Origin of the sequence: Natrinema salaciae (genome assembly GCF_900110865.1) — an archaeon.
In the GTDB taxonomy this organism is placed as follows: domain Archaea; phylum Halobacteriota; class Halobacteria; order Halobacteriales; family Natrialbaceae; genus Natrinema; species Natrinema salaciae.
Window position 1 is genome coordinate 561,050 of record NZ_FOFD01000002.1, and the last position, 24,017, is coordinate 585,066.

At 65.9% G+C, this 24,017-nt stretch carries 21 protein-coding genes, 1 tRNA gene and 2 pseudogenes; 16 read left to right on the forward strand and 8 right to left on the reverse strand.

Features of this window, described 5'->3' with window-relative positions; all coding sequences use genetic code 11:
• Positions 1 to 62 precede the first annotated feature (62 nt).
• The 3 genes from BMX07_RS08015 to BMX07_RS08025 all read left to right on the forward strand — a co-directional run bounded on the left by BMX07_RS08015 (position 63) and on the right by BMX07_RS08025 (position 3,340).
• Positions 63 to 890, forward strand: a complete 828-nt coding sequence (locus tag BMX07_RS08015; RefSeq protein WP_090616583.1) for an alpha/beta fold hydrolase — start codon at positions 63 to 65, stop codon at positions 888 to 890.
• A gap of 310 nt (positions 891 to 1,200) precedes the next feature.
• Positions 1,201 to 1,857 (forward strand): MaoC family dehydratase, encoded by a 657-nt coding sequence (locus tag BMX07_RS08020; RefSeq protein ID WP_090616585.1) that lies wholly within the window; start codon positions 1,201 to 1,203, stop codon positions 1,855 to 1,857.
• A gap of 142 nt (positions 1,858 to 1,999) precedes the next feature.
• Positions 2,000 to 3,340 carry an outer membrane protein assembly factor BamB family protein gene (locus tag BMX07_RS08025; protein WP_090616587.1) on the forward strand — a complete coding sequence of 447 codons (1,341 nt, stop codon included), beginning with the start codon at positions 2,000 to 2,002 and terminating at the stop codon, positions 3,338 to 3,340.
• A gap of 81 nt (positions 3,341 to 3,421) precedes the next feature.
• On the opposite strand, the gene BMX07_RS08030 is transcribed toward BMX07_RS08025, so the two are convergent.
• A complete protein-coding gene (locus BMX07_RS08030; RefSeq protein WP_090616589.1) occupies positions 3,422 to 3,886 on the reverse strand; it encodes a response regulator in 465 nt (154 codons plus the stop codon).
• Between the two features lie 331 nt (positions 3,887 to 4,217).
• Between BMX07_RS08030 and BMX07_RS08035 the strand changes: the two genes are divergently transcribed.
• From BMX07_RS08035 to BMX07_RS08040, 3 genes and pseudogenes are all read left to right on the forward strand, one after another.
• A complete protein-coding gene (locus BMX07_RS08035) occupies positions 4,218 to 4,532 on the forward strand; it encodes a hypothetical protein (protein WP_090616591.1) in 315 nt (104 codons plus the stop codon).
• Between the two features lie 208 nt (positions 4,533 to 4,740).
• Entirely contained in the window at positions 4,741 to 4,866 is a 126-nt protein-coding gene (locus BMX07_RS25435; protein WP_281246945.1) for a hypothetical protein, read from the forward strand.
• Positions 4,866 to 6,103: pseudogene (locus BMX07_RS08040) on the forward strand (RNA-guided endonuclease InsQ/TnpB family protein). Before BMX07_RS25435 ends, BMX07_RS08040 begins: the two are co-directional and overlap by 1 nt.
• Before the next feature lie 11 nt (positions 6,104 to 6,114).
• Here the strand turns inward: BMX07_RS08040 and BMX07_RS08045 are convergent.
• Positions 6,115 to 6,495, reverse strand: coding sequence for a GerW family sporulation protein (locus BMX07_RS08045; RefSeq protein ID WP_090616592.1), 381 nt, complete (start codon positions 6,493 to 6,495; stop codon positions 6,115 to 6,117).
• Positions 6,496 to 6,983: 488 nt separating this feature from the next.
• On the opposite strand from BMX07_RS08045, the gene BMX07_RS08055 reads away from it, so the two are divergent.
• Positions 6,984 to 7,856: a CPBP family intramembrane glutamic endopeptidase gene (locus BMX07_RS08055; RefSeq protein WP_090616596.1), complete on the forward strand. Its 873-nt coding sequence runs from the start codon at positions 6,984 to 6,986 to the stop codon at positions 7,854 to 7,856.
• A 97-nt stretch (positions 7,857 to 7,953) separates the two neighbouring features.
• Here the strand turns inward: BMX07_RS08055 and BMX07_RS08060 are convergent, their stop codons facing one another.
• Complete coding sequence (locus BMX07_RS08060) at positions 7,954 to 8,544, reverse strand: hypothetical protein (RefSeq protein ID WP_139210843.1); 591 nt, start codon at positions 8,542 to 8,544, stop codon at positions 7,954 to 7,956.
• On the opposite strand from BMX07_RS08060, the gene BMX07_RS23695 reads away from it, so the two are divergent.
• A complete protein-coding gene (locus BMX07_RS23695) occupies positions 8,543 to 8,752 on the forward strand; it encodes a hypothetical protein (RefSeq protein WP_139210844.1) in 210 nt (69 codons plus the stop codon). The genes BMX07_RS08060 and BMX07_RS23695 overlap by 2 nt on opposite strands.
• A 257-nt stretch (positions 8,753 to 9,009) precedes the next feature.
• On the opposite strand, the pseudogene BMX07_RS25775 reads toward BMX07_RS23695, so the two are convergent.
• Both BMX07_RS25775 and BMX07_RS08070 read right to left on the reverse strand, forming a co-directional pair.
• A pseudogene (locus BMX07_RS25775) lies at positions 9,010 to 9,117 on the reverse strand (DUF7563 family protein); the annotation flags it as partial.
• 165 nt (positions 9,118 to 9,282) lie between these two features.
• Positions 9,283 to 9,357, reverse strand: a tRNA-Arg gene (locus tag BMX07_RS08070).
• 145 nt (positions 9,358 to 9,502) lie between these two features.
• Between BMX07_RS08070 and BMX07_RS08075 the strand changes: the two genes are divergently transcribed.
• The 5 genes from BMX07_RS08075 to BMX07_RS08095 all read left to right on the forward strand — a co-directional run bounded on the left by BMX07_RS08075 (position 9,503) and on the right by BMX07_RS08095 (position 16,125).
• Positions 9,503 to 9,685 carry a DUF7511 domain-containing protein gene (locus BMX07_RS08075; protein WP_090616602.1) on the forward strand — a complete coding sequence of 61 codons (183 nt, stop codon included), beginning with the start codon at positions 9,503 to 9,505 and terminating at the stop codon, positions 9,683 to 9,685.
• 177 nt (positions 9,686 to 9,862) lie between these two features.
• Positions 9,863 to 10,720, forward strand: coding sequence for a geranylgeranylglycerol-phosphate geranylgeranyltransferase (locus BMX07_RS08080; RefSeq protein WP_090616604.1), 858 nt, complete (start codon positions 9,863 to 9,865; stop codon positions 10,718 to 10,720).
• A gap of 194 nt (positions 10,721 to 10,914) precedes the next feature.
• A complete protein-coding gene (locus BMX07_RS08085; protein ID WP_090616606.1) occupies positions 10,915 to 14,673 on the forward strand; it encodes a glucodextranase DOMON-like domain-containing protein in 3,759 nt (1,252 codons plus the stop codon).
• A gap of 311 nt (positions 14,674 to 14,984) precedes the next feature.
• Positions 14,985 to 15,617 carry an RAD55 family ATPase gene (locus BMX07_RS08090; protein ID WP_090616608.1) on the forward strand — a complete coding sequence of 211 codons (633 nt, stop codon included), beginning with the start codon at positions 14,985 to 14,987 and terminating at the stop codon, positions 15,615 to 15,617.
• A gap of 97 nt (positions 15,618 to 15,714) precedes the next feature.
• On the forward strand, positions 15,715 to 16,125 hold the full coding sequence (locus BMX07_RS08095; RefSeq protein ID WP_090616610.1) for a CoA-binding protein: 411 nt from the start codon (positions 15,715 to 15,717) through the stop codon (positions 16,123 to 16,125).
• Positions 16,126 to 16,140: 15 nt separating this feature from the next.
• On the opposite strand, the gene BMX07_RS08100 is transcribed toward BMX07_RS08095, so the two are convergent.
• The 3 genes from BMX07_RS08100 to BMX07_RS08110 form a co-directional block, all read right to left on the reverse strand.
• Positions 16,141 to 17,301 (reverse strand): polyprenyl synthetase family protein, encoded by a 1,161-nt coding sequence (locus BMX07_RS08100; protein WP_090616612.1) that lies wholly within the window; start codon positions 17,299 to 17,301, stop codon positions 16,141 to 16,143.
• 59 nt (positions 17,302 to 17,360) lie between these two features.
• Positions 17,361 to 18,341, reverse strand: coding sequence for a PLP-dependent cysteine synthase family protein (locus BMX07_RS08105; protein ID WP_090616614.1), 981 nt, complete (start codon positions 18,339 to 18,341; stop codon positions 17,361 to 17,363).
• Positions 18,342 to 18,562: 221 nt separating this feature from the next.
• Entirely contained in the window at positions 18,563 to 18,886 is a 324-nt protein-coding gene (locus tag BMX07_RS08110) for a DUF5798 family protein (protein ID WP_090616616.1), read from the reverse strand.
• Positions 18,887 to 19,025: 139 nt separating this feature from the next.
• Between BMX07_RS08110 and BMX07_RS08115 the strand changes: the two genes are divergently transcribed.
• The 3 genes from BMX07_RS08115 to BMX07_RS08125 all read left to right on the forward strand — a co-directional run bounded on the left by BMX07_RS08115 (position 19,026) and on the right by BMX07_RS08125 (position 23,972).
• The gene (locus BMX07_RS08115) at positions 19,026 to 19,394 is read left to right on the forward strand and encodes an Hsp20/alpha crystallin family protein (protein WP_090616619.1); all 369 of its coding nucleotides are present in this window, start codon (positions 19,026 to 19,028) and stop codon (positions 19,392 to 19,394) included.
• Positions 19,395 to 19,748: 354 nt separating this feature from the next.
• Complete coding sequence (locus BMX07_RS08120) at positions 19,749 to 22,523, forward strand: G8 domain-containing protein (RefSeq protein WP_175480086.1); 2,775 nt, start codon at positions 19,749 to 19,751, stop codon at positions 22,521 to 22,523.
• Positions 22,524 to 22,667: 144 nt separating this feature from the next.
• The gene (locus tag BMX07_RS08125) at positions 22,668 to 23,972 is read left to right on the forward strand and encodes a PQQ-binding-like beta-propeller repeat protein (RefSeq protein WP_245742076.1); all 1,305 of its coding nucleotides are present in this window, start codon (positions 22,668 to 22,670) and stop codon (positions 23,970 to 23,972) included.
• Positions 23,973 to 24,017 lie beyond the last annotated feature (45 nt).

Below are 24,017 nucleotides of genomic sequence, written 5' to 3' on the forward strand. Positions count from 1 at the left end.
CGATTAGAACGGCGAGACGATGCAACCCGTCAGTGTAAGAGCGAGCGGACCGGAGATCGTGTATGGCAGAACTCACGCTCGCGGACGGGACGATCCACTACGAGACGACCGGCGACGGCCCGCCGTTGGTGTTCGTCCACGGCGGCTGGATGGACGGCACGGCCTGGGAACCGCAGGTCGAACACTTCGACGACGAGTATCGCGTCGTGACGCTCGACGTTCGGGGCCACGGCGAGACCGGCGCGACCGAACCGGACCGGTACTCGATCGGCCTCTTCACCGACGACCTCGAGGCGCTCTTCTCGGAACTCGCGATCGAGCGGCCGATCCTCTGCGGGCTCTCGCTCGGGTCGATGGTCGTCCAGGAGTACATGAACCGCCACCCGAACGGCGCATCGGGCGCGGTTCTGGGTGGCGCGGTGCGGTCGATGCCGCCGGTCGCGTTGCCGCCGGGGACCAAGTCGCTCTGGACGCCGCTGCCGGCGCTGTCCGCGTCGCTGTCGCTCTCGGGATCGGCGGGTACCTTCCGGTCGATGCTGTGTTCGATCCAGGCAACGACCGGCGAGCGCTGGCTGTCGGTCGACCCCCAGACCAGGGCCGACGCGATCGACGCAGTCGGCGACATCCCGTCGGCCGAGTTCCGGAAGATCTTCGGCGCGCTCTACCGGTACGAGCCGCCCGTGCTGACCGGCGTCGACACGCCGACGCTGATCGTCCACGGCGAGCAGGAAGCGCCGCTGGTCAAGCGACAGGGCCGACAGATCGCCTCGGCGGTCGCCGACGGCGATCGGCTCGAGCTCGCCGACTCGGGGCACCTCGTCAATCAGGACCGACCCCGCGCGTTCAACGCAGCGACGGCCGACTTTCTCGAGGAACTCCCCGCGGCGTAGGTCGCGAGCGGCCGTGTCGCCGTCCCGTTCGGATCGGTGACGGTGACGCGATTTACCGGTCCGCTCGCACGGGGCCGAGCCGCTCGAGCCGCCGGACACGGGCCGTCCGCGAGCGCTGGCGGTTCGCGTCACACGGATCGCCACGGTGCCTGCGGCACGCGGACGGCCGTCGCTGCGACGAACCTATCCGGAGTCGAGAAATCCAGCGGTAGCGGCCCAACGTGCTTTGGCGATACCACAAAGTCCGCGACTGGCATAGGGGTATGCGGAATCGCAACTCACGTCGAATGGTACCCCTCCATCACCACCAATGAGCAGTCAATGCCCGGACACAGAGAACACCGACTCAGTTCGCGCGGCCGAACAGTGGACCAGCATCTCGAAACACGTCGTCAATAGCTACGTCGAAGCCAACAACGCGCTCCTCGCGGCGATGGGATTCGATCCCGCAGACGAGGAGCCGTCCGCGGCACAACCGGCACTCGAGACGACGACCTCCGCGTCGACCGCCGAAATCGCCTTCGGCGACGAGAACTGGATCATGGAACGGTCGGCCGACGACTACGCCTCGCTCGGCGTCGGTGACTACGTCCGGTTCAGCAAACCGATCGCGGACGCCGACGTCACCGCGTTCGCACAGGTCTCCGGCGACACGAATCGACTCCACCTCGAGTCCGACTTCGCCGAAGGAACGCAGTTCGGCGGCCGAATCGCTCACGGGACGCTCGTGGCCGGCACGATCAGCGCCGCGCTGGCTCGCCTCCCCGGCGTGACGGTCTACCTCTCGCAGGACCTCGAGTTCACGGGACCGGTCCACATCGGTGAGACGGTCACCGCCGAGTGCGAAATCGTCGAAGACCTCGGCGGCGATCGCTACCGGCTGCACACGACGGTCAGCCGCGAGGACGAGGTGACGGTCATCGACGGCGAAGCCGTCGTCATCATCAACGAACTGCCGGCCGAGTAACCGATGCCCGTCGGGCCGTTCGATCGGCACGACCCGAGCAACGGTACCAAGCAGTGAGCCGCGCCCGACCGCTCTCGGATCGCCTGCGCTTCGCCCGAAGAGAACACAAAACACGTGCCACTCGAGTGAGAGCATCGTGACGATGACAGACGATTCACACGTCGATTCGAGGAGCCCTCGGGACACCCACAGTCGCCGACGGGTCCTCCAGGTAGCCGCCGGCGCGGCCACCGCGACGGCCGGGCTCGCGGGCTGTCTCAGTCAAACCGACACCGCGAAAATACCGCTCGCGGAAACGGGACTCGAGCAGACGATTCCGGACGGCGTCGCCCAGTTCAGGCGCTCGCTCGAGCGCTGGGGATACTACCCCGAGGCGACGGTTCCCGACGAGGTCGAACGGGAGTGGCGGCTCGACCAGCTCAACACTGGTTCGCACAGCGCCGCGAAGGCCAGCGCCGTCCCCCTGCCGGACGGGGGCGTCGTCTTCCCGGGCGACACGGGATACCTGGTCGCCCTCGACGCCGACGGCACCGAGCGCTGGCGCGCCGGAACGGACACCGACGGACGCGGCATCCACGGCACGCCCGCCGTCGCCGACGGGCGAGCATACATCGGCGCGTACGACGGCATCCTCTACGCCGTCGACCTCGAGTCGGGCGACGTCGACTGGCAGACGAAACTCGGCGGCTCTATCGGCTCGAGCCCGCTCTACCACGACGGACGGATCGTCATGGCGGTCGAGTATCCCGACCCCGAAGGGAGCACGTTCGTCGTCGACGCGGAAACCGGGGAGACGATCTGGGAGGACCCCGAGCACCGGCCCACCGACCACCCCCACTCGACGCCGGCGGCCGATCCCGAGACTGGCCGGCTGGTCTGTGGGTCCAACGACGGAATCCTCTACGGCTGGTCCTACCCCGATCCCGAATTTGCGTGGTCGTTCGAGACCGGGTCGGGCGACGACAACGACGGCGACATCAAGGGGCCGATCGCGACCTACGACGGCGGGGCCTACTTCGGCTCGTGGGACCACAACGTCTACCGGGTGGCTCTCGAGGACGGCAGCGAAGACTGGTCGTTCCAGACGGGGAACCTGGTGATGTCGGGACCGGCGCTCGATCCCGTCCTGGATACCGTCTTCATCGGCAGCCACGACGGCAACCTGTACGCGCTCGACGCCCAGTCCGGCGAGCGACACTGGTCGTTCGAGACCGGCCGGCCGATCACGGGCTGTCCGACCGTCTGCGACGAGCGGGTACTCGTCGGCTCGAAGGACGGCAGCGTCTACGCGCTCGAGAAGCGCACCGGCGAACTGGTCTGGGAGGTCGACAACGACGGCGTGGTCACGAGTACGCCACGCGTGATCGACGGCGGGATCTACTACGCCGAACGCGCGCCGAACCCGCCGGAGGACGGCGAGGACGCGTCCGACGAGGGCGTCGACGACGACGGCGGCGGCTACAAGCTCGTGGCCGCGGAGTGAGCGGGTGGGTCGGACCGTCCGATCGTCCGCCGCTCGGTCGCAGTCGACGCCGCAGAGACGGCTCGGCGGGGGAGACTCCGCTCACTGCGAGTTCGGCGGCAGCTGCACCGCTTCGAACCAGAACCGTTCGATCGTCTCGATCGTCGCCACGAGCTCGTCGTGGTCGGTCGGCTTCGTCAGGTAGGCGTTGGCGTTCGTCTCGTAACACGCCGCGACGTCCGCGCTGGCCGCAGAGTCCGTCAGCATGATCACGGGCAGCCGCTGAAGCCGCGGCTCGTCGCCGAGCGCCTCGAGCACTTCGACCCCGCCCCGTCTGGGGAGGGCGAGATCCAGGAGGACGAGATCCGGGAGCGACGCGTCCTCGTAGTCGCCCTGCTGGGTCAGGAAGTCCACGGCTTCGTCTCCGTTCGTCACGACGTGGAGCGCCGTCGCTCCGTCGGTCGCGTCGAACGCCTCGCGCACGAGTCGGACGTCGCCGGGATTGTCTTCGACGAGCAGGACATCGACCGGTTTCGTCGGAAGCCGCCGATGCGTGGTGTCGGGCATGGTAGCAGAACGGGTGTGTCGGTCGCCGTGCTCACGACCGGGTTCCGATACGGTCCGTCAGCGACGAACCGCGATCCGTGGAGGGAGCACACGGGACCCAGTTCTCGCGTTGTCGGATACACAGCATCGACGGGCATAAGCGCTCGCTTCACTCGAATCCTCACACTCTCGCGCGATTTCGCGCCGTCGGTCGCGAGCGGTTCTCTCACGGCGGGAGACTTCCCGTCGGTCTCCGGTTCGCCTTGAGGACAGTCTCCGCCGTCAGTCATCGTCGCTCGTCGGTGACTACCAGCAGACCTATAACGACCTCGCCCAGAACCTGTGGCCGACCATGACCGAACGGCCGCCCTCCCCGTCCGCGCCGACGATCGGCCCCGCGATCGGCGACACCGGCCCCGAGGGCCGCGTCGTCGCGACGACCGCACAGTTGACCGCCTCGATCGAAGACACGCTCGGCTGTCGCCTCGACGAGCCGACGCTCGAGGACCTCCTGCTCGAGCTGGATCGCCACGACTACGTCGACTGGGTGAGCGTCACCCGGACCGGCGACCACGTCTGGGATCTCTCCGACGCGCCCGACCGGCTCGGCGAGGCCGTCGCCGCGGCCGTCGTCGAGCGCCTTGAGCCGTGGCTCTCGAGCGACTAGACGACCACCTCCCGAATCGTGGGATCGCGACTCCACTCCGATGGCTCGTTTAGCTGAATTGAGGCGCTAAGCCCCCTTCCTCAGCGAGCGCCGAAGGCGCGAGCAGGGAGGGGATACAGCGCCGCTCGTTTTTAATGCACTCTACTATGGCAATCTTACGATCCTACGTTCCGCAAGACTTAATCACACAATATTCGTAACTTATATTGTGGCAACTCGAAAGAACATCTCGAGCCGAGACTACCAAGAGGATTGGATTCAAGAAAATCACCGAAACCTCTCCTCGTTCGTCCAAGGGAAACTCGACGAGCTCATTGAGGAACGCGAGAACTGATGTACTACGCCTACAAGTATCGTCTCGAGCCGTCCGACGCCCACCGAAAAGAATTGGACCGCCACCGCGATATCTGTAGGCAACTGTACAATCACACTCGCTACCGGCTCAACGAGTACCAAGAGAACTACGCGAACTCCCGTCCATGACTACGCTTCGATCGGAGCTACCCGATCTCAAACAGTGGTGGGACGACCTCAACGACGTATACTCGAAGGTACTCCAAACCGTCGTCGAACGGCTGTTCAACAACCTCAGTGGCCTTTCTGCTCTCAAGGAGAAGGGCTACAGTGTCGGGATGCTCAAGTGGAAGCCGCCACGTGAGTTCCGCAGTTTCACCTACAACCAGTCTGGCTTCAAGCTCAACAAGAAGGGCGGTCAGACTGTACTATCACTCTCAAAACTCGCAGACATTCCAATCCAACTGCACCGAGAGATTCCCGACGATGCCGCACTCAAGCAGGTCACGCTTAAGAGGGAACCGACCGGTGAATGGTTCGCCACATTCGGTGTCGAAGTTGACCGAGAGCCACCGGAGAAACCCGACCGTCCGAAGAACGCCGTCGGGATCGACGTAGGTATCCTGAAGTACGCCCACGACACGGACGGCCACGCGATCGAATCGGTCGACCTCTCGGACGAACGCAATCGGCTGGAACAAGAGCAACGCAAACTCTCGCGCAAAGAGCACGGGTCGAATAACTACGAGAAACAACGCCGTCGAGTGGCCGAGTGCCAAGCCGATCTGAAGCGAAAGCGTCGGGACTTCTTGCACAAACTCTCGAACCACTACGCTCGAGAGTACGATCTCGTCGCGGTCGAAGATCTCGATGCAAAGGGGCTAGTCGAACTCGACGGCAACTCTCGGAACCGTGCCGGAGCGGCGTGGGGGACGTTCCGCCGAATGCTCGAGTACAAATGCGAACGCGAAGGGACGCACTTCGTCGCTGTCGACCCGGCCGGAACGACTAAAGAGTGTGCGGCGTGCGGTGTGTCGACTGACAAGCCGTTGTGGGTCCGCGAACACTCGTGTCCCTCGTGCGGGTTCACCGCTGATAGGGACTGGAACGCAGCTTGGAACATTCTTTCTCGCGGTATCAAGCAGGTAGGAGCGGGGCGCTCCGAATCAACGCCTGTGGAGACTGCGCTCCCTACGGGAACCCATTCGGTTCCTGCAAAGCGCGTCGTGAAAGCAGGAAGCCCCAGCCTCAAGCGCAAGCCGTCGGGCGAGCGGTAGGGTGGGGTAGTTCACCTGCCGAATGGATTTATTCGTCCGACTAGATAACCGAGACCGAGGCAGACGAGAGCCACGGCAGCGAGCCTCGTGTTGCTGCCGGTCGGGATAACCCGCGTCTCGGAGTCGGTTATTTCGACGATCGCAGTCGGGGTGGCGATGACACCGCCACCCATCCCAGCGCCCGTACTCTCTCGATCTTCGTCGTCTGCATCTTCACGGTGCTCGTCACCGTCGGAATCCGTCCCGTATCCGCCTCCGAAGCCGTACCTGATCTTCGTGACAGGAATAATCGTTTTCCCGTTGCTCTCGATGGGACGACCGTACACGGACTCCACTGTCGCGCTCTCCTGGAGTCTGCTGATGACCGAGGTGAATCCTTTGCCGTCGTTCATTACGCTGTACTGAGGATAGCGACCAATATGGCTCTGTTGCAGACTCGCGGGACGGTGGATGCGATGGATTCTCGAGCCCGTCCACACGGCACCGTCCGACGGGGGACTTCGTCCGCGTTTGCGAGCCGCTCCCAGCCAGCGGTCGATGGAGTTGCTTCCCGCGTGGAAGACCGCAACCGCCAAGACACTCCCTCCAGTGCTGTCGTCCATCCAGATCCAGAGAATCGGTTCGGCGAGGCTCGAGGGCGATCTTCTCCACCTGTTGTGCCGTCGACTGATTTTGAGCAGCTACCCCCGGACCGTCTCGGAGAGCGTACAGTTCGGTTATTTCCTCACGCATCCTACCCGCACCGACAACAGCAGCTAGCCAGAACAATGAACCAGAACGTAAGCGCAGACTGGGTCTTCCGGTGTCCATTTCCAGAGAAAAGCGCAGGTAATGCGGTAACTGGTGACCGATTTCCCCCGTCAAACGGCGAGAACACGACATGACCGAGACAGCACAACTCCCGGTCGGCAATGGTCGTCTCGCCGTCGGCAATCCGTGGGTATTCTTTGCCGCGACGTTCGCCATCACGTGGTTCTTCTGGCTCGTGGCCATCGCCCTCGAGGTGAGTTTCAGCAGCGCCGCAGGACTCGTGTTGCTATTGGCGGGGCTCGTTGGCCCCGGAATCGCCGGTATCGGGTTCGTGTATCTCGTCTACGACGAGCGAGGGCGGGCGGACTTCTGGGACCGACTCACCCAGGTTCGGCGAATCGGTGTCCGGTGGATTCTCGTCATTCTTCTGCTCCCGCCGGCCGTGACGCTGGTCGCCGCGGGAGTCGATCTGCTGTTTGGTGGCCCAGGCGCAACGTGGGGCGAAGGGGTGCAGGAGTTCGGCAGTAATCCGCTTGCGATCCTCCCTGCGCTATTTTTCGCAACGCTCCCACCCCTCCTCGAGGAAGTAGGGTGGCGAGGCTACGCGTTGGACAGACTTCAGCTGAACTGGTCGGCACTGAGCGCCAGCTTGATTTTGGGAGTCGTCTGGTCGATGTGGCACCTCCCGCTGTTCTTCGTCGACGGGACGTATCAGCACGATGTCGTCGGGTTCGGTACGATGGGATTCTGGTTCTTCACGATCGGAATCGTTCCGCTCTCAGTGGTATTCACGTGGGTGTACAACCACACGTCGCGCAGCATCCTCGGCATCATCCTGTTGCACGGATGGGTCAATTTCGTCGCCGAAACGCTCGAGGTTACGGACAGCGTCTACTACATCCACTGGATGCTGGTAGCCGTTCTCCTGACGGCAATCTGGGGGAGGAAGACCCTGACAGCTGCTGCAGACGTGCCGCGACCACCGCTTCCGACCGACCGGTAGGTCCGTTGGAGTGACGGTCGTCTATCCGATGCCAACCAGTGAAAAGTGAACAGGAGCCGGCTCAGTTCCCGTGTCCGATAAGACGTCCGACTGATACTCAACGCGTCTCGGAGGTGATGTGAACGGTCCACTCGAAGCTGCGTTCGTCACCGTCGCCGCGGCTCTCGGTGAGACTCCCGGTCACGCGCTGCGTTTTGGTGCGTTTGCCCTGCCACCGGACGGCGAATTCATCGGTGTCCTGGCCCGTCTTCTCCGGGTGAGGACCGACCGTCCCGTTATCCTTCCTGTCCCCGCCCGGATCGTAGACCATCACATCGCCGCCGCCTGTGACGTCGACGTGTGACCAGAGTTCGCGGAGTACGCCCGCTTCCCGCGGACGAGCGCCAGACCAGAGCCAGTACACGTAGTCGTCTTCCTCCAGCGACGACGACTGCGCGTTCTCGTAGAGCGCGCCGTAGTTGTCTGACTCGGCGAGCGTCGTCCCTGCCGAATCGGTCACAGTCAGTGACTGCTCGCCGTCCCAGACGCGGTCTTCAAGCGCAATACCCGGTTGCAATTGCTGACTCAGGGCGGCAGCGTCGGGTTCGATCTCGTCGGCCGCTCGAGAGCCGTACCGTTCTGCCATCCGGTCGACGTACCGCTCGCGCTCGTCGTCGGTCAGTCCGTCACTGTCGGGGTCGACCATCATGGAGGCATCGGCCGTGGAGCCGGGCGATGAGAGGAGGTTCGACAGAGTGGTCGTACACCCGGAGAGCGCTACAGCTCCCGACCCTGTGGCCAGAGCGAGGAACCGGCGTCTACTACCCGTGGTGTATCGCCTATCCACTATACTCATCAATGATAATCCGACAACAGATGTCTGTTTCGATATTTCGAATATTCCAGGATTTGACTAAAAGGCAGGAGAGGGAGGCTATCAGCTACGAAGGTAGGGAGAGATTTTTGCCGACAAGGTGGACCGTCCACTCAAAGCCCCTTGTATCCCAGGTAGTCCCACGGTCGTCACTCCGTTCGACGTGGGAGTCCTGAACGTCGGCGAGGTGGTTCATTACCGCCGCACCGTTGGCGCGCGGTTTCGGGAAAGTGTCAGATTCGGTTTGTTTATGCCGTCGAATTGTACCGGGTCGTCGGCAGCGTCGACGCTCGTAGCGGTCTCGTCATCACCGACGACGCGCCGAAACCGATCGGCAACGTGAGCACCACAGTGACGACAGGTCGAGTGAGCGACCGCTGACCAGGACGTGACCGTCACGCCGACCACCCCGTGTTTGCGATGAGAATCGCGCGACGTGACGGGTCCGCAAGTGGTTCCCGCGTTGTATCCGATTTTGACCCCCGATCTGAAATCGCCGAATGCGAAGAATTCGAGGGTATCGATAGCTCTACTCGACGGTTACGAATAGTTCCAAAACGGGCGGGAACGGGATGGGCGCTACAGGATTTGAACCCGTGACAGCTTGGTCCGAAGCCAAGTACTCTGTCCAGACTGAGCTAAGCGCCCGCACCGTTTTGTTTTCAACGGGACTGTATAAGTCACTCGATTTGCAGCGGTTGCGACAGTCAACGACACACCAGCCGTACATTCTCAGCCCGTGACAATCACCGACAGGGATCTTCCTTATGTAGACCCAACGGCTACCCGAGTTATGACCGAGACCGAAGCCCCCGTTCCGGACGAGGCCCAGATCGGCGCGACGCCGCTCGAGTTGTTCGCCGCCGACGAGGATAGCTGGACGGCCGTCCCGGCTGATGCGACCGGAAACGAGCGGGTGACCAAGTGGCTCGAGATCGAGGCCGACGGGCTCTGCGATCTCGAGGCGTGGCGCTGAGACGCCGGCCCGCTGGAACGCAGTCGAATCCGAGAATCGGTTTGCACCCGGCATCGTCTTTTCCTCGGTGGTTCGAGGCACCGAACGCTGCAGGTTCGTCCGGACTGTGGGCCGAGCCGTCCCCGACCTCGGGGGCGGACCGTACCGTTTAACCGGGCCGCCTGACCACTCCAGCGTATGACAGTCGGGGAGACCGGTCGCGGGTTGCTCGAGTTGACGCGGCCGGTGAACGTGATCGCGGCGAGCGCGCTGACGTTCATCGGCGCGTTCGTCGCGGGCGGCGTGACCGAGGCGCCGATCGCGGTCGCCGCGGCGGTCGGGGCGACGGCGCTGGCGGTGGGTGCGGGGAACGCAATCAACGACTACTTCGATCGCGAGATCGACCGGATCAACCAGCCGGAGAGGGCGATTCCCCGGGGGGCGGTGAGCCCGCGCGGGGCGCTCGCGTTCAGCCTCCTCCTGTTCGCCGGCGCGGTCGGGCTCGCGATCACCCTGCCCCGGCCGGCGATTGCCATCGCAGGCATCAATCTCCTCGCGCTGGTCGCCTACACCGAGGTTTTCAAGGGACTCCCCGGGCTCGGGAACGCGCTCGTCGCCTACCTCGTGGGCAGCACGTTCCTCTTCGGGGCGGCGGCGATCGACGGGGCCGAGATCGGGCCGGCGGTCGTCCTCTTTCTCCTTGCAGCGATCGCGACCCTGACTCGAGAGATCATCAAGGACGTCGAGGACGTCGAGGGCGACCGCGAAGAGGGGCTGAACACGCTCCCGATCGCGATCGGGGAACGGCGGGCGCTGGCGGTCGCCGCATTCTTGCTCGTGGTGGCCGTCGTCGCGAGTCCCATCCCATTCCTCCGTGGACACTTCGGCGTGTCCTACCTGTTGATCGTGGCCCCCGCCGACGCCGTCATGCTCCTCGCCGCCTACGAGAGTTTCGAGGACCCGACCGTCGGACAGTCGCGGCTCAAGTACGGAATGTTCCTCGCCGCGCTGGCGTTTATCGTCGGGCGCGCCGCCCTCGAGTTTTCGAGCCTCTGAGCAGTTAGTTCGACCCGCCTCGTACAGACACGGTTGCTTCGTCGTCGTTCCGTTCGCGTCTCCCGTGTGTTGCACGTATGCAACGGAGTCGCACAGCCGCGCCACACGAGCAGCGGGTTTAATCCACTCGATCGGTAATAATTGATGAAAAAGTTCAACAGCTATAATATATTCTGCCTGGCAGACGTATTCGGATGCAACGGCGAAAATTCATCACGGGATTCACCGCTACCGGTGGGCTATCGCTGGTCGGCGTCGCGGAGGGGTCCCTCACGGCAGCGGAGACATCGTACTGGCCACACGGACGAAGAGAGGGGTTCGTGACGGCGTACGACCACGATGTCGCGATGTCGGACCTCCCGCGGGTCTGGTACACGATCACGGCAGGGGCGATCGCGGAGGTCAGGTTCCCGCGGCTCGATCTGGTCAACACGACCGCGGTAGAGTTCGTCGTCACCGACGGCGACGGGTACGCGGCCCGGACGTACGACATCGACAAGACCGACAACGGGACCGACGTGGACCCGGTCGACCGGCAGGTGACGATGGTCGAGGAGGACGCGCTCGTGTTCGAACAGACGATCACGGACGGCGTCACCCCCGGACGCGACTGGACGCTCACCGTCGAATACATCGCCGATTCGGACGGTAACGCCCTCCTCGCGGACGTCACGTTCGACGCGGCGAGCGAGTACGATCTCTACGTGGCGGCGGACCTGGCCCTCGGCCACGGGACGAACGCCGATCAGGCGAGCCTGGCCGGACCGACCGCGTCGAAGCGCATCGTCGGAACGGGCTCGAGCGACGAGTGGATCACGAAGCCGGACGGGAGTTCGTACGAGGTCGCGACGGCGCTGACCGCCACCGACGGGTTCGACTGGGCGACCGTCGACACCGCCGGCGGCGAGATCGCGTCTCTGCTGTCGGGAACCGTCCCGCAGACGAGCTCCAGCGCGAGCGGGAACGTCCAGGTCGCCGGCCGGTTGCTCTCAGGCGGCGGGGAGACGACGCTGGCGATGGGATTCGCCCAGGATGGAGACGCTGACGACGCGACGGCGGCGGCGCAGGACGCCCTCTCTCGAGGTTACGCCTCGGTGCGTGAGGCGTACGTGTCCGGATGGCAGTCCTATCTGGACGGCACCGATACGCCGGCGTCGGTCGCCGAGGACGCGGCCCTCCGCGCCCAGTACAACGCGAGCCTCATGTCGCTGAAGGCCGGCGAGAGCAAACACGAGGAGTTCCGCGGGGCGTCGGTCGCTGCGCCGACCATTCCGTGGGGTCAGATCAAAGTGGCCGACTCGGCCGCACGGACGGGCTACGCTCACTGTTGGCCGCGGGATCTCTACCACGTCTTCACGGCTCTCGAGGCCGTCGGCGACGTCGAGGGCGCGACGCACGCGACGGAGTACCTCTTCGAGTACCAGCAGCAATCCGACGGCTCGGTCAAACAGAACACGACGTTCGACGGAACGGAGCGGTGGGGAACCGTCCAGATGGATCAGGTCGCGTCCCCGCTCGTCATGGCCTACCAGCTCTTCGGGCGTCACGATATCGCGCCGAGCGACGGCGACGTCTCGTACGACTACCGGAACGTCAGGCTCGGTGCCGACTACGTGGCCGACAATGGACCGCGATCGCCACAGGAACGGTGGGAGGAAAACGCCGGCTTCTCGCCACAGAGCATGGCCGCACAGATTGCTGGGTTGATCTGTGCGGCCGAACTCGCCGACCACGAGGGCCACGCCGCGGACGCAGACCGCTGGCGAAGCGCGGCAGACGACTTCTCGAGCCAGCTCGAGTCGTTGACCGTCTCGGACGACGGACCGTTCGGCGACCGGTACTTCGTTCGGGTGTGCCCGAACGGCGACCCGGACGGCTCGAGTATTACCCTCGCGAACGGCGGCGGGACCCATCCCGCCAACGAGGTCGTGGACCCGAGCTTCCTCGAGCTGGTTCGGTTCGGCGTCCGATCGGCGGACGATCCGCTCGTTCGGGAGAGTCTGCGCGTGGTGGACGATCGCATCCGGGTCGACACGCCGAACGGCCCGGGCTGGTACAGGTACAGTCACGACGGCTACGGACAGGAGGGCGACGGGAGTCCCTGGGACGGGACCGGCGTCGGCCGGCTGTGGCCGTTTCTCACCGGCGAGCGAGCGGAGTACGAACTCCTCGCGGGCGGAACCGGTGATCTCTCGCCGACGACGCTCCTCGAGACCATGGCGAACTTCGCGAACGAGGGTCGAATGATCTCCGAACAGGTTTGGGACCGGTCGGACGCAACCGAATACGACTGGGCGTTCGGCGAGGGGACCGGCGCTGCGACGCCCTTGCTGTGGTGCTCGGCGCAGTTCGTCCGCCTGGCCCACTGTATCGACGCCGGACGACCCGTGGAGACGCCGTCGGCGGTCGCGGACCACTTCGACACGTCGCCCGGGAACTGTCCGTTGCTCTCCGTGGACGCACCGGACGACGTCGACGGCGACAGTGCGACGATCACTGGGACGACCGAGGCGGATTCGGTGCGGATCGAAACGCCCGGCGGTGACGTCCTCGAGCCGACCGTCGCAGCGGACGGCTCCTTCTCCGCCGACGTCCCGCTGGCGATCGGTGAAAATACCGTCACCGTCTCCGTCCGGGAGACGGACGGCGACGGCCGCTGCGAGGAGTCGGTCACCGTCGAACGGTTCGAACGCGTCCTCCGGTGGAGCGATCCGGCGGGCGACGACGTCGGCCCCGGCGACTACACCTATCCGACGAGGCCGGTCTTCGAGGACGGCGATTTCGACATCGTCGAGTTCACCGTTCGAGACCGAGGCTCGAGCTACCGGTTCGCGGCCACGATGGCTACCGAGCCGACGAACCCGTGGGAGTTCGATACCGGGTTCGGGAAGCAGTATCTGCAGTTCTACGTCCGCGACCCGTCGGCAACCGGCGGCTCGACCGAGGCCGCGCCCGGCGTCAACGCGACATTTGCGAGTTCGTACCACACACGCATCCTCGCTGACGGCGAGAACGGCGTCCGCGTGCAGGATTCGACGGGCGATCGGGTGGCGACTGGGAGCGTGACGGTCGACGGCTCGGAGATCGGTGTCGAGGTTCCGAAAGACGCGATCGGCGACCTCTCGTCGGCGTCGGTCGCCGCGCTCGTGGCCGGCTACGACGGGACGAACTCGGATTACACCCGCGCGGTCCGTTCCGAACGGAGCGAGTGGACCTTCGGCGGTGCGGCCAACGAGAACGCGCCGCAGATCCTCGATGTCATCACCCCGCCGGGCGTTTCGCAGTCCGCCGCACTGGCGTACACGAGCGAGTCGCGAGCGTCGATCCCGCTCAGGCAGGTGTCCGACGGGAGCGGCGATCCGGCGGTGTTCGACGTCTCGAGCCTCGAGCACCCATCGTCGGCGACGGTCGGTGACGCGATCACCGTCTCTGCGACCGTGACCAACACCGGCGACGCCGAGGGAACGGCGACGATCGAGTTGGCCGTTGACGGAACGGTCGCGGAATCGACGACCGTCACGCTGTCGCCGACCGCGAGTACGCCGGTCTCGTTCGAGTTCGACACGAGCGGGCTGACGGACGGGAGCCACGCGGTCACCGTTTCGTCCGGAGACGACGCGACGTCCGGGTCGATCGACCTCGCCGGCGACGAGTCGGCACATCCGTTCGCCGTTCGAAACTTCGACGCCCCCTCGTCGGCTGCGGTCGGGGACCGGATCTACGTGAGCGCCGACATCGTGAACGAGGGCGACGAGCTGACGACGAAACCCGTCGAGTTCCGCGTCGACGGCGCGCTCCGCACGGAAACGTCGATCCAGCTTCACGAAAACTCCACGCGGTGGGTCCAGTTCGACCTCGATACGTCGGGGATGGCCGCGGGTGCGCACACTGTGACGATCTCGACGCCGGACGACAGCGCGTCGGGAAGCGTCCCTTTCACGGACGGCTCGTGACGGTTCCCGTCGACGACGCAGGTGACGCCCCTTGCCGATGATCGGTGGGACCGAACGCGAGCCGGTCCGTCCGCGACTCGAGGCCGAACGGAGACGGACTGTCTCGGCCGTCGTCCCTGGTTTCGCTGCGGTTTCAAAGCGTACGGCGGTGAAACCGAAGGAAATTCGCGTTGGCCGCCACCATGACCGATGGATGTTTAATCAAAAGTACTATAAGCTGCTTCGCGTATTTGCATACAACACGCCGGACGCCAGAGTGGCCTGTGATCCGAACAATGGAGTCGCCATGGCGATGGATGTGAGTAATCCGTATGTATGATCTCGCAGACGTCCTTCCGGATGTCGAACTCGATCCGGGGACGAACGTACTCGTCGCGGGCCCGCCCCTGACTGGAAAACGGCGGATCGCCTTCGATATCCTCGCGAGCGGTGCGAATCGCGGTGACGGCTCGATCGTCGTCACTACGAAAGACAGCGCCGACAAGGTCCTCGAGAGCGTCGGCGAGCACGTCGCCGAGGGCGTCGAGCCGGACATCGGGGTCGTCGACTGCGTCACCAAACAGCGTGGGATCGGAACGATCGACGACGACCCGCGGATCAAGTACGCGTCCTCGCCCGTCGACATGACCGGGATCGGCATCAAGCTCTCGGAGTTCCTCCAGGAGTTCTACGAGACGCGAGGGCTCACCCGGAACCGCGTCCTCTTGCACTCGGTTTCGACGCTACTGATGTACTCGGATCTCCAGACCGTCTTCCGGTTCCTCCACGTCTTCACGGGCCGAATCCAGAGCGCCGACGCGCTGGGCGTCTACGTTATCGACTCGACGGCCCACGACGACCAGACCATGAACACGCTCAAACAGCTCTTCGACGCCGTCGTCGAACTCGAGGAGACGGCCGACGACGAGGAGCCCGCGATCAGGACTGCCGGCCTCACGACGTAGATCGGACACTCTCGACGCCGTCTCGCTCGTCACAGTCGGTTCGGACGACTCGACTCCGAGATGGTTACTTTTACACCTCGAACCCGTACGCTCGCGTATGCCAGTCGAATCCGCGGACGAGATCGAGGAGATTCTCGAGTACGAGACGATCGCCGTCGTCGGCTGCTCGAGTACCCCGGGGAAGGCGGCCCACGACGTGCCGAAGTACCTGCTCGATCACGGCTACGACGTGATCCCGGTCAATCCCTTCGCGGACGAGATCTTCGGTCGCGAGGTCTACGACTCCCTCACGGACGTCCCGGACGGGATCGACGTGGTCTGTATCTTCCGTCCGAGCGGGGAAGTGAGCGAGATCGTCGACGCTGCACTCGAGCGCGACGACGTGCGGGTGATCTGGACGCAGCAGGGCATTCGCGACGACGAGGCGGCAGCTCGCGCGGAAACCGAGGGTCGAGCGGTCGTCCAGGACCGGTGTATGAAGGTGCAACACCGGCGGCTCGCGGCCTGAGCGGGGCTGGAGCCGCTACGAAGGCGGCGTCGATGCTGTTCGAAGCGACGTCAGCGCGTCGTCGATCGTCGTGTGCAACAGGTCGTCGAGGATCGACTCGAGGTGTCGCAGTCGGATCGCCGTTCGAGCGACGGGGTCGTCGGGGAGGTCGGAGATGGTCGACGCGAACTCGTCGATGTCGATGTCGACATCGTCGCCGACGCCGGCCGGGAACCGGTTCTCAGCGATGCGGTCGGCGATGTAGCGACGCGTCGAGCGCTCGTCGCCGGTCACGCCGTCGCGAATCGCTCGCCGCTCGGCCGGCGAGACGGTGTCGGTGATCGGCACCGAACACACCGACTCGCAGTACCACGCCAACGCTCGAGCGGCGGCGTCGAGCAGCGCTTCGGGAGACCGAGCGAGCGATGCGGACAGCTCGGACGCGGCGGTTTCGATCGCGGCTCGTCGGGCAGCGACGAGATCCGCGAGTCGGTCGGGAACGTCCGACGCGAGGACGGCGTCGATCAGGGCCTCGGTCGATCGGTACTCGTCGGGATCGCCGTCGAACCAGACGAGCGGGAGGGTCGTGATGCCGTTTTCGACGTCGTCCGGCAGATCCGCGAGATCGTCGATAACGGTCAGGACGAAGAGGCCGTTCGTCGCGATCGTTCGGACGGAGTCGAGTTGCTCGTCGGAATAGCGACCGGTGGCCGCCACGAGGTCGGCGGCGAGATCCCCCCAGACGCAGCCCCGCTCCTCGACCCGGTCGATCGCGTCGTCGACGGTCGCCGTCGCCGCGTCGAACTCCTCCTCGGCGAGCTGGCCCGACCCGATCTCGCGGACGGTTTCGAGCGCCGGTGTCAGGTCGACACCGCTCGGTGACTCGGCGGCGGCCTCGAGGACGGCCGTGAAGACGAGATCTCCCGTCGAGACGTGCTCGTTCAGCCGTCGTTTGCGGTCCGCGCCCCACCTGTCGGCGTCGTCGATCGCGTCGTCGTGGAGCGCGCTGGTCACGAAGAGAGCGGTCGGTATCGACGCGAGCGTTTCGGCGACGCGCTCGTCGCCGGTCTCGAGAACGGTGAAGAAGTACGTGAACGCGCCGAGCAGACCGCCCTGATCGGCGTAGGCGTCGACGGTCGTCCGAAGGGCCGGCGGGAGGTCGTCTTCGAACTGGAAGGCGTTCGACAGCCGGTTCATAGCCTCCCTTTCCAGTGAAATTTTTATGAGTGTACTGGTTACCGACTCGACTGCGCCGCCTACGACGTCCACTCCTCGAACGAGCGATAGATCCCCTTCGAGAGGTAGCGCTCGCTCGAGTCCGGGAAGATCGTGACGACGGTCTCGTGGGGCACGTCGAGGTCGCCGTCGGCGATCCGTTCGGCGACTCGTTTCGATGCCACGCTCGCGGCACCCGCGCTCGAGGCGACCAGATGTCCCTCTTCGCGGGCGAGCCGTTTGAGTTCCTCGTGGGCGTCGCGATCGGAGATCGAACGGACGTCGTCGACCAGTTCGGGGTCGAACAGCTCGTTGGTCGCGGTGTCGTGGGTGCCGATCCCCTCGGTCTTGTACTCGTCCTCCGTGCGCTCGTCGCCGAGGAGTTCGCCGTACACCGATCCCTCGGGTTCGACCGCGACGATGTGGGTGTCGGGATCTCGCTCGAGCGCGTAGCGGGCGATCCCCATGAGCGTGCCGGCGGTGCCACAGCCGACGACGACAGCGCCGACCCGTCCGTCGAGCGCATCGAAGATCTCGGGGGCGGTCGTCTCGGAGTGGGCCTCGGCGTTCAGCGGGTTCGAGAACTGCTGTGGGACCGCGGCCTCGTCGAGTTCGTCGGCCAGTTCGTGAGCGCGCGCGATCGCACCGTCCATGCCGTCCTCCGTGGGGGTGTTGATGACCTCGGCTCCCAGCGCCGCCATCAACTGCTGTTTCTCCACGCTGAACCGTTCGGGAACGACGAAGACGGCCTCGAGTCCGAGCTGCTGGGCCGCGATCGCCAGCCCGATGCCCGTGTTCCCGGCCGTCGGCTCGACGATCGTCCCGCCCGACGCGATATCGCCTCGTTCGAGCATCCGTTCGAGCATATACCGGCCGATGCGGTCTTTCACGCTCGCGCCGGGATTGAAGCTCTCGAGTTTCGCGTAGATCGATACGTCTCCGGGCCCGTCCCGGAGGCGGACCAGCGGCGTTCGACCGATCGTCTCGAGGACCGAATCCACCGGCTGCTCGTGGGTCGTCATCGTGCTGGCAAATGTTGCCTCCGTTGTTAGGTCTTACCGTTACGACCGGAGCGACGTGAATTCGAACGGCGACCGGCGAAACGCAATCGATGTCGAACGGGTGACGGGGAACGATGGCCGATATCGAACGGCCGACGAGTCGGAACCGCCGCTCCCGACGCTCACGCCGCTCGAAGACGCCGGAAGAGCGGGCCACCGCGGTCCCGAGACCACACTACGCCTCACTCGGCGGTCGCGTCCGTCGATTCGGCCGGCTCGCTCGCCGTCGATTCGTCGGCGGCGGCCTCGTCCTCGAGTTCGGCTTCGTCGATCGCCGCCTGGGCCAGGATCTCCTCGCCGTCGATCCCCTGCTCCTCGGCGATCGCGAGCAGCAGCGCGCGCTGCTCGGTGAGCTGGTGGTCCATGCGCGTGACCGTGTCGTGTGTCTCGTCCATCTCCTCTTCCAGTCCGGTGATCCGCTGCTGGAGTTTCTGTACCTGCTTGTACATCGCTTCGGCCCGATCCGAGAGGCTCTGGATCTTCTTGGCAGTACTTCCGAGTCCCATATCCGAACGATGTGTCGGGTAACTAATGGGCCTTTTCCTCGCTTACTCGCGACGGGACGTGGTAGACATCAAGTAACATGATTCGACAAATTTATTACGAACCGCGGACAATTATCTCCTGGATACGAGGTGATCAGCCATGGTGCGAGCGAGCCCACCAAGCACCTGGATGCAAGGCCTCGACCTGCCATCACAGCTGTTCGGTGACACCGGAGGCAGCGACTACGAACTGTACGAGGAGGACGACGAGTTCGTCCTCACGATCGACATGCCGGGCTTCGAGACCGAGGAGATCGATCTGGCGTGGGACGACGGCGTCCTGAACGTCGCCGCCGAACACGCCGACGAGAGCCGGGGTCGGAAGAAGACCTACCACCGTCGGTTCCGGTTCCCCAAGACCGTCGACGAGGACGAGATCGACGCCGAGTACACGAACGGCGTCCTCGAGGTCCGGCTCCCAACGGCCGCGTCGACCGTCCAGGGTAAGGAGATCCCGCTCGAGGGATGACCGGTCCGGACGGTCCCTGAACGCGCCGTCTCTCCGCGACGCGGACGAATCGACGCCCGGGTTCACCCGGCGAACGACCATCCCGTCGACGCGTGCACGCGCACGCGTCGATCGGTCGGTTTCTGTCTCGAGTTCGTCGTGTCCAGTCCGCACGCGTCGACGAGCGCCGCGACTGAAACGAGTATCCATGCGACTCCGCGTCAAACCACTCAAGCGGAAGGACGCAGGGAGCGGTCTGGCAGCGATCGCGAGACGATGGCCCGCCGGCCCCTCACCGGCGGACCGCGTCGTCCTACGGTGCGGTCGAACACAGTATTAAGAGGATTCGGTATCGAACGAAAGGCATCGAGTACTATGACGGACGGTGACGACGCGTCGGACCGCGATGGTGCGACCGAGAGACGGACGTTACTGAAGGGGATCGGGCTCGGGGCCGTCGGGACCGGAACGCTCGGAGCCGGACTTCGATACCGCGGTCGGCTGCTGGGTGCCGCCGAGTCGGCCGAGACGGCGAGCGTCGCGGAACTCGTTCCCGAAAGCGAGGTAACGCATCGCGCGACAGGGGGGCGGTGGACCGCGGCGTCGGCGTGGGAAGACGACGTTCCGGACGACGGAGCCGACGTACAGATTCCCGCGGAGACGACGGTCACGGTCGACCACGAGTCCGACGCGCGGCTCCGGACGATCCGGATCGACGGAACGCTTCGGTTCGATCCGACGGCGGACACCCACCTCGCCGCGGACACTATCGTCGTAATGGGCAGCGGTCGACTCGAGGCCGGAACGGCCGACGAACCGATCGGCGGCGATCCCGAGGGCGGCTCGGCCGCGATCACGTTCACCGATCGCGCGCCGATCGATACCGACTGGGACCCCGATCGCCACAGCCGCGGCCTGCTCGCGCTCGAGGGCGCGACCGTCCGCATGCACGGCGCGGAGACGACCCCGTTTACTGCGCTCGCTGAACCGCCCGAACGCGGCGACGCCGCGCTCCGCCTCGCGGAGCGGCCGACCGGCTGGCACGCCGGCGACCGACTCGTCGTCGCGGGCGTGAACCCGGACCGAGACGAGGACGAGCGCGTGACCGTCGCGGGGATCGACGGATCGACGGTCGAACTCGAGGCGTCCCTCGAGTACGATCACGTCCCGCCGCGAGACGACCTCGAGACGTACGTCGCTCACCTCGAGCGGCCGATCCGGTTTCAGTCCGAGACGGATCGGATCCCGCGGCGGGGGCACGTGATGTTCATGAGCCGGGACGTGACCGTTCGCGGCGTCGAGTTCCGCGAACTCGGCCGGACGGACAAGTCCCGACCCGTGACGAACCCCGACAACGGCGTCCCGCCCGAAGACGCCGAGCCGAACCCGAAGGCGCGCTACGCCTGCCACTTCCACCGCACGGGGACCGAGACGGATCGCGACCCCGCGGTCGTCGACGGCTGCGTGGTTCAGGGGAGTCCCGGCTGGGGCTTCGTCAACCACCGCAGCTACGTCCACTTCACGAACAACGTCTCCTATCGCGTCTTCGGGTCCGGATTCGTCGCCGAGGTCGGCACCGAGACCGGCCGGTTCGAGGGCAACTTCGCCCTCCGTTCGCGAGGGACCGGCAGACTCACGGACCACCGCCAGTTCCACGAGGACCGCGAGGGCGCGATCGACGACTTCGGCCACGGCGGCTACGGTTTCTGGTTTCAGGGGCCCGCCGTCGCCGTCGAGGACAACGTCGCCGCCGGCCACCGCCACTTCGGGTTCGTCTACTGGACCCGCGCCAAGCCCGACGCGACGGTCCCGGCGAACGAGATCGGCGGCGTCACCGGCGTCCGCGCCAACCTCCCGCTCGAGCACGTCGACGGTCAACCGGAGTTGAAGCGATCCGACCGCGTCGAGGACGGGATGGTCCCCTCGAGTTACGTCGCACTGCGGTCGTTCAGAAACAACACCGTCTTCGCCTCCGGCGGCGGCCTCGACGTCTCGCGCCACCAGTTCGGCAACCATCACGACCGGGTCGAGGAGTACAGCGTCGTCGAGGACTTTACCGCGTACAACATCGGCGGGCTCACGAGCGCGTGGGGCTCGCTGCGGGTTCCGAACCACGGCGGCGGACAGGGCGGTGCAAACGGGATTTCGATCCGCTACAGCGCGAACGTCGCCCTTCGGGACGTTCGGTTGATCGCCGGCGACGGCGACGCCCGCGGCGTCGGCATCAACCGCAATCACGCGCCGGTCAACGTCCGCCTCGAGGGCGGCGAAATCGCCGGCTGGACGGTCGGCGTCCGAGCGCCGTCCCGCGGCGAGTGTCCGATCCGCGGCGTCGCCTTCGACAACTGGATCGACGTCCAGACCGTCGACGGGATGGACCGCAAGTGGACGCCGGCGCGGCGGATCGAGATCGACGACTGCTCGTTCGAGGACGGCGGTCGCGAGCAGGTCCACGCGGGTGCGCATCTCGAGCGGGACCTCTACGCGCTGTTCAGGCCGGACGGCGGGGTCAGCGTGGACGGCGACGAACTCGCCGCGCCGGTTCAAGCGCCCGCGTTCGAGCCGTACCCCACCGACGACGATCTGGCAGCGGTCGAGCCGAGCGGGGACGCCCTGTCCGAGCTGACCGACGTCGACCCCGCCGCCCTCGTCGGCGAGTCGAATCGGGCGTTACACGAGGCGTACGGGATCAGCGCCGGCGGGACCCTCGCGACGGCGACGACGGCTTCCCGTCCGACATCCGAGGACGGGATCGTCGCGCGGGTCGTCTCCGCCCGCGGGTCGATCTCGCAGCGCGGCCGACTGCGACGCGGCGAGCGATCGTACGTCTACGACGAGACCGCGTTTCGCGCCGTCCCCGGCACGTACGCCGGCCTCGAGTACGTCCGCCCGGAACGGGAAGACCACCAGGGCGAGCGCCGGTCGTTCCTCGGCCTGGAACTGACCGCGCCCGCCACGGTCTACGTGGCCTACGACGACGAGGTCGATCCCCCCACGTGGCTCGCCGACTGGACCGACACCGGCGATACGCTCGGCACCGACGACGGAACCCGCCGGATCTACGCCCGGGAGTTCGACGCCGGCACCGCCTGGCTCGGCGGCTGTCCGAACACGCACCGCATGTACACGCCGTTCGTCGAGCCGGTCTGACGGATATCGAACCCCCGTGGTCGGTCGCGAACGACCCGCCAGGACGCCAGCGACGGTCGACCCCGCGACTCGAGCGCCGATCTCGAGGTGTTTTCGAACCGACACCACCCGGCTATATATTTCGCCAGTCGCTATCACGGACCGATGAATTTCGGGACCGAATCGCCGATCGACGGGGGGAACCGCCGCGACCTGCTCGCTGCCGCGGGGATGGCGCTGCTGGGTGGGTTAGCGGGCTGTCTCGGCGCGTTCGAAGACGACGGGGACGAGACGGATCCGACGGGCGACGAACGCGAGTCGACCGAGTCGGCCGGGTCGACGGCGGCGTTGCGGGAGCGGCTGGCCGACGCCGATCCGTACCGAATGCACCAGTACGGTCCGGCCCACGCCGGCGCAGCGCCCGGACGCGGTCCGACCGCCGACGTCGATGCCGCCTGGACGTTTCGCGAGGGTGCCGACGACTCGTTGTACGGAATCGGACCGCCGGCGGTCGTCGACGGAACGGTCTACGTCGCGGAAGGCCACTCGGTCGGCGACGGCGCGGAGACGGTCGTCTACGCCCTCGACGGCGCGACCGGCGAGATCGAGTGGGAGTGGCCCTATCCCGGAACCAACAGCTTCGGGGCGACGGTCGTCGCCGAGGGCGCGGTCGTCGTGAGTATCGGCACGTCCGTCGTCGCGCTCGAGGCCGACTCGGGGACCGACCGCTGGCGGGTCGACCGGGACTTCTCCGATCCGCTCACGGTCGCCGACGGGACGGTCTACGCGATCGATACCACGTACGCCGACCCGCCGACCCTCGTCGCGATCGACCTCGAGACGGGCCGCGAGCGCTGGACCGCCGCCCTCGCGGACGGGCGACCGAACTGGCCGACGCCGCCGGCGGTCGCCGACGGGACGGTCTATCAGGGCGGGCTCGAGCTCGTCGCGCTGTCGGCGGCCGACGGCGAGCGGCGGTGGTCGCGCGACCTCGAGCACGCGATTACTGGCGCACCGACCGTCGTCGACGATGGCCTCTACGTTCCCGTCGGCGACGGAACCGTCGCGGCGTTCGACCGTGACGGGAGCCGACGCTGGCGGCAGTCGGTCGACCGCGCCGGCCGAGGATCGGGGCTGGAACCAGTCACCTCTCCGGCGGCCGCCGACGGGACACTGTACGTCACGAACTCGTGGCAGCTCACCGCGCTCGAGGTCGGTACCGGGACGGAGCGGTGGACGACCGAGGTCGGCGGCAGCGATCCGCCGATCGTCGCCGACGGCGTCGTCTACGTGAGCGGGCTGAACACGATGGAGGCGTACGACTGCACCGACGGGACGCTCCTGTGGAGATACCGCTCCGACGCGACGAGCGCCAGCGGCGACCGGATCGCACCGGTCGCCGGCGGGACCGTCTTCTACCCCAGCGCGGGGTTGCACGCCCTTCGCGGCACGGACGAGTCCCCCGACTGAGACCGAACCGCGGTGACCGATCCGTTCGTCCCCTCGCGGCGCTTC